This window comes from Armatimonadota bacterium (genome assembly GCA_020354555.1).
GTDB lineage: Bacteria > Armatimonadota > Hebobacteria.
On the sequence record CP070648.1, the window covers coordinates 1,769,799 to 1,774,567 of the forward strand.

Consider the following 4,769-nt stretch of genomic DNA (forward strand, 5'->3'; position numbering starts at 1 on the left):
CCTGTGGCGGCAGGTCGTTCTCCGTGCCGCCCGCCGCAGGCGGGACGCGCGCATCCTTGCAAAGGCCCAACGCGGTGGGGTATGATATGCGCGGCGGCGGTGCGCCGCGACGCATGGGCAGGCGAGCATTCACGTGATAGACTCCAACGCCAAGCAGATAGACGTCCTCATCCGCGCCCGCTATCCGATTCTCTACGTCATCTCGTGGGAGGAAGCCCGGGTCACGGCGGCGCTGCGCGAGTTGATCGCCGGGCAGAACAAGCGCTTCTGGGTCTGGAGCGAAACCACCGGCCTGCAGTCGGCTTCCGCTGAGGCCGATCCCCGCCCGCCGGATGAGGCGAGCCGCGACCCGCTGCGCGTCCTCGAGATCATCCGCACCACCACCGAGCCCTCGGTGTTCGTGCTCCGCGATCTCCATCCGTTCTTCAGCCCCAATGTGTGCCAGCGCTCGTCCGCCGTCATCCGCAAGCTGCGCGATCTCACCGAACGGCTGCGCACGTCATATGTCACGGTCGTCCTGCTCTCGCCGGTGCTGCAGCTGCCGGACGAGCTGGAGAAAGACGTCACCGTCATTGACTACTCGCTGCCCCAGCCCGAGGAACTCAGCGGCCTGCTCGATCAGGCGCTCGACAGCCTGAGCCGCGCCGGGGAGACGCTGGCGCTGACCCCCGCGGAGCGCGAGCAGATCGTCAAGGCCACGGCCGGCATGACGCTCGCGGAAGCGGAGAACGTTTTCGCCAAGTGCATCGTCAAGCGCCGCCACTTCGATGTCGACCTGATCATCGCCGAGAAGGAGCAGCTCATCCGCAAGTCGGGGCTGCTCGAGTACTTCCACACCACGGCGAGCATCGCCGATGTGGGCGGTCTCGACTTACTCAAGCAGTGGCTGCGCGGGCGCGGCAAGGCGTTCAGCGAGAAAGCCCGCACCTTCGGCCTGCCCGAGCCGCGGGGGCTGCTGCTGCTCGGCGTGCAGGGGTGCGGCAAATCGCTCACCGCCAAATCCGTCGCCTCGCTGTGGCAGTTGCCGCTGCTGCGCCTCGATGTCGGGCGCATCTTCGCCTCTTACGTCGGCTCCTCCGAGGAGAACATCCGCAAGGCCATCAAGATCGCCGAGGCACTGAGCCCGACGGTGCTGTGGCTGGATGAGATCGAGAAAGGCCTCGCGGGTACCCAGTCGTCGAGCGCCTCCGACGCGGGCACCACCTCGCGCGTGTTCGGCACGCTGGTGACGTGGATGCAGGAGAAGACCGCGCCCGTGTTCGTGGTGGCGACGGCGAACGACATCTCGCAGCTCCCGCCCGAGCTGATGCGCAAGGGGCGGTTCGACGACATTTTCTTCGTTGACTTGCCGACCGACGGCGAGCGGCGCGAGATCTTCGCGATTCACCTCAAGCGGCGCGGGCGCGACGCGCGGCAGTACGACCTGGCGCGGCTGGCGCAGGCGGCGGACGGATTCAGCGGCGCGGAGATCGAGCAGGTCGTCATCTCCGCGCTGTACCGCGCGTTCGACCGCGGCGGCGAAGTGACCACCGAGGATCTCATCGCGAGCATCCAGGAGACCGTGCCGCTGTCGGTGACGATGAGCGAGGACATAGACGAATTGCGCGAGTGGGCGCAGCTGCGCACCCGCCCGGCCTCGAGCGCCCAGCTCGGCGGGCGGGGGTAGGAGCCGCCGCCGCCAGCAGTCGCCACCGTCATGAGCAGAGATCGTTTCGACTTCCTGGAGATCGACGGCCGGCCGCGCCGGCAAGTGAAGGCGGTCGCGCCGGTCGCCGCCTACGCGCCGCGCCGGGCCGAGCTGCGACTGCGGGTCGAGCAGTTCTTCGGCGGCTTCGGCCACGAGCCGGGGGAACTCAACTGCCCGGGCGCCGTCGCGCTCGACCACCTCGGCTCGCTTTACATCGCCGACAGCTACAATCACCGCATCCAGCGGCTCAGCCGCGAGGGCGAGCTGTTTGTCCTCGGCAGCCACGGGCCGCGCCGCGGGCAGTTCATCAGCCCGCAGGGGATCGCCGTCGACCGCACGCTGGCGATCTACGTCGCCGAGCAGGGCGCCCACCGCGTGCAGAAGTTCAGCGCCAGCGGCAGGCTCCTGTTCTGCTTCGGCCGCAAGGGCAAGGCGCCGGGTCAGTTCGACTCGCCAACCGGCATCGCGGTGGACAAGTTCCACAATTTCTATGTCGCCGATACGGCCAACAGCCGCGTCCAGTCGTTCACCGCCGAGGGGCTGTACCGCTTCTCCATCGGGGCGTCGAAGATCGGCGCGGTATCTCTGCGCAAGCCGCAGGGGGTCGCGATTGACGACGCGGGATGCATCTACATCGCCGACACGCTCAACCACCGCATCGTCAAGCTCGACCCCTCGGGGCGCCAGGCGATGGCGGTCGGCGCGCACGGCTCCGGACCCGGCGAGATGATGGATCCCCGCGACCTGGCGGTGGACGGCGACGGGCGCATATGGGTCGTCGAGTTGGGCAACAACCGCCTGCATGTGTTCGATGCCGCGGGCGCAGCCCTGGTCACGTTCACCGGTGACGCCCCGGAGGTCGGAGGGCTCGCCGCGCCGACCGGCATCGCCGCGTTCAACGGCAGCGTGTACGTCGCCGACACGCTGCATCACCGCGTGCTCAAGATCGCCTACGCGTGAGCCGCCGCGACGGCGTGAAAGATCGCCTTGCGCGAGTTCTCGTGGTGTTCAGCCTTGCTCGCACTGCAACGGGCGCAGTCCGAGGCCCCTCCCTGCTCGGGAGCGTCCGGCCCGCTGATGCGAGAGCAGCCATTCAGGAAAGCAGGAGTCATGCAGACGCACTTCGCCGAGCGCGAGATTCCGTACACCGGCGCCGAGCTGCGCAGCGGCTGGCTGCGCGGCGAGTTCGGCCTCGACGGCGACGCTATCGCCGCCTTCATCGGCCCGTGCGACGTCGCGCCCGAGCACATGGTTGACCTCGCCGACCGCGCCGCCGGCGCGACGATATTCAGCCGGCGCATGCTCCATTTCATTGTCGAACACGCCGACCCCGATCTGCACCGCGCGACGCTGCGGCAGCGGCTGCTGGTCGCCGTCGCGCTCGAATGCATCAACCAGCACTCGAGCGCGGCGGAGGTGTGCCGCGACGGCGACGACTTGTTCCACCGCCGGCGCAAGCTCTCGGTATCCGTCGCGACGACGTCTCCGACGTCGGGCCTCATCCACCTCGGGCTGAACGTCATCGCCGAGGGTGCGCCGGTGCCCGCTGCGGACCTGACCGAGCTGGGGGTTGACCCGCGGTCGTTGGCGGAGCACGTGATGGCCGCCTACGCCGCCGAGATGGCATCCATTGACGACGCGCGACAAAAGGTGCGCCCCGTCGAGTGAAAGAAACGGTAGAGACGCGCGCTGGCGCGCCCGCACACATCAATCCACGCGGTGAGGTAAGATGTTGGCGCGAATCCTTGCACGACGTGAAGCCGAGAGCCGCGCCGGCCACCTGGCGCGCTGCCTGATACTGAGCGCGCTCGGCGCCGCCCTGACGGCGATCGGCTCGCGCATCGCGATACCGCTGTGGCCGGTGCCGGTGACGCTCCAGGTCTTCTTCGTCCTGCTGTGCGGCGCCGCGCTCGGGCGCAAGTGGGCCGCGGCGGCGCAGGCGCAGTACCTCGCCGCCGGCCTGTGCGGGCTCCCGGTATTCGCCGGCGGAGGCGCGGGCCCGGCGGCGCTGCTGGGACCGACCGGCGGGTACCTCGTGGGGTTCGTCGCCGCTGCGTACGTCACCGGGTGGTTGACGGAGGTCCTGGCGTCGCGACGAGCCGGGCGCTGCGTCGCCACCCTCGCGGGCGCCGCGGTGATATGGCTGTGCGGGTGGGCGTGGCTGGCCGTGTGGGCGCTCGCGGGCAGCGAGGCGGCTCCGCTCAGGGCCGCGTTCGCCTGGGGCGTCGCGCCGTTCGTCGCGCTCGACGCGGTGAAGGCGGTCGCGGCCGCCGGCGCCGGGCGGCTGCTGGGTGGAGTCGTAGGAGAGAGGACATGACGACGTACAGAACGCTGGCCGCGGTCGTCGCGGCGGGCCTCGTGCTGTTCGCATTGCCGGCCTCGAGTGCTCCCGAGCAGACCCCGGGGCCGGTCGAGCTGGTCGCGGAGGAGCAGATCCTGGAGGTGCGCGACGCCGTCATTGACGCGTTGTGGCTGAAGACGGACGAGTACTGGCACGCCGGCAACACCAAGCCGGTAGTCGACATCTGCCGCATGGTGGCCGAACTCGATCCTCAGTTCGTCGAGGCGTACAGCGTCGCCGCGTGGGTGGCAATACAGAACGGCGACGATGACCAGGCGCTGCAGTTCTACAAGCAGGGCATCGAGCGCAACCCGGACAGCTACGAGCTGCTGCACGAGTTGGGGATGCAGTACTACATGCTGCACAAGCGCGACCCGCAAGGGGCGCTGCCGTACCTGAAGCGAGTGGCGGAACTGCCCGCGCCGGTTCCGATGAAGCGAACCTACGCCCACGCCCTCAACCGCGCGGGCAAGCCGCAGGAAGCCGCCGCCCAGTGGATGCGAATCCTCAAAGAGCACCCCAACGACCCCATCGCGATCAAGGAGTTGAAGAAGCTCCGCGCCGAGGGGAAAGTCGGGGAGGAACGATAGCTGCATGGCGAACGATCTGACAGTTGACCTCGCCTTCCTCGGGGGAGGAGTGGCCGCATATACCGGAGCGATCCGCGCCCGCCAGCGCGGGGCGTCGGTCGCGCTGGTGGAACACGCCGACCTCGGCGGCACGTGCCTCAACCGCGGGTGC

General features: G+C 69.1%; 6 protein-coding genes. All 6 read left to right on the forward strand.

From position 1 onward, the window contains the following. The first annotated feature begins 127 nt into the window (after window positions 1-127). Complete coding sequence (locus tag JSV65_07240) at window positions 128-1,666, forward strand: AAA family ATPase (protein UCH36718.1); 1,539 nt, start codon at window positions 128-130, stop codon at window positions 1,664-1,666. A gap of 30 nt (window positions 1,667-1,696) precedes the next feature. Continuing rightward, window positions 1,697-2,647, forward strand: coding sequence for an NHL repeat-containing protein (locus JSV65_07245; protein ID UCH36141.1), 951 nt, complete (start codon window positions 1,697-1,699; stop codon window positions 2,645-2,647). Window positions 2,648-2,797: 150 nt separating this feature from the next. Beyond that, window positions 2,798-3,355, forward strand: coding sequence for a DUF366 family protein (locus JSV65_07250; protein UCH36142.1), 558 nt, complete (start codon window positions 2,798-2,800; stop codon window positions 3,353-3,355). Between the two features lie 61 nt (window positions 3,356-3,416). Beyond that, window positions 3,417-4,004, forward strand: coding sequence for a biotin transporter BioY (locus JSV65_07255; GenBank protein UCH36143.1), 588 nt, complete (start codon window positions 3,417-3,419; stop codon window positions 4,002-4,004). After that, window positions 4,001-4,618, forward strand: coding sequence for a hypothetical protein (locus tag JSV65_07260; GenBank protein ID UCH36144.1), 618 nt, complete (start codon window positions 4,001-4,003; stop codon window positions 4,616-4,618). The genes JSV65_07255 and JSV65_07260 overlap by 4 nt, the downstream gene beginning before the upstream one ends. A gap of 4 nt (window positions 4,619-4,622) precedes the next feature. Continuing rightward, a partial coding sequence (locus JSV65_07265) for an FAD-dependent oxidoreductase (protein UCH36719.1) occupies window positions 4,623-4,769 on the forward strand: 147 nt, incomplete at its 3' end.

Excerpts from the sequence above, each read along its gene's own strand:
- JSV65_07245 (UCH36141.1), top strand. The coding sequence starts at position 1,697 with ATGAGCAGAGATCGTTTCGACTTCCTGGAGATCGACGGCCGGCCGCGC.
- JSV65_07250 (UCH36142.1), top strand. The coding sequence starts at position 2,798 with ATGCAGACGCACTTCGCCGAGCGCGAGATTCCGTACACCGGCGCCGAG.
- JSV65_07255 (UCH36143.1), top strand. The coding sequence starts at position 3,417 with ATGTTGGCGCGAATCCTTGCACGACGTGAAGCCGAGAGCCGCGCCGGC.
- JSV65_07260 (UCH36144.1), top strand. The coding sequence starts at position 4,001 with ATGACGACGTACAGAACGCTGGCCGCGGTCGTCGCGGCGGGCCTCGTG.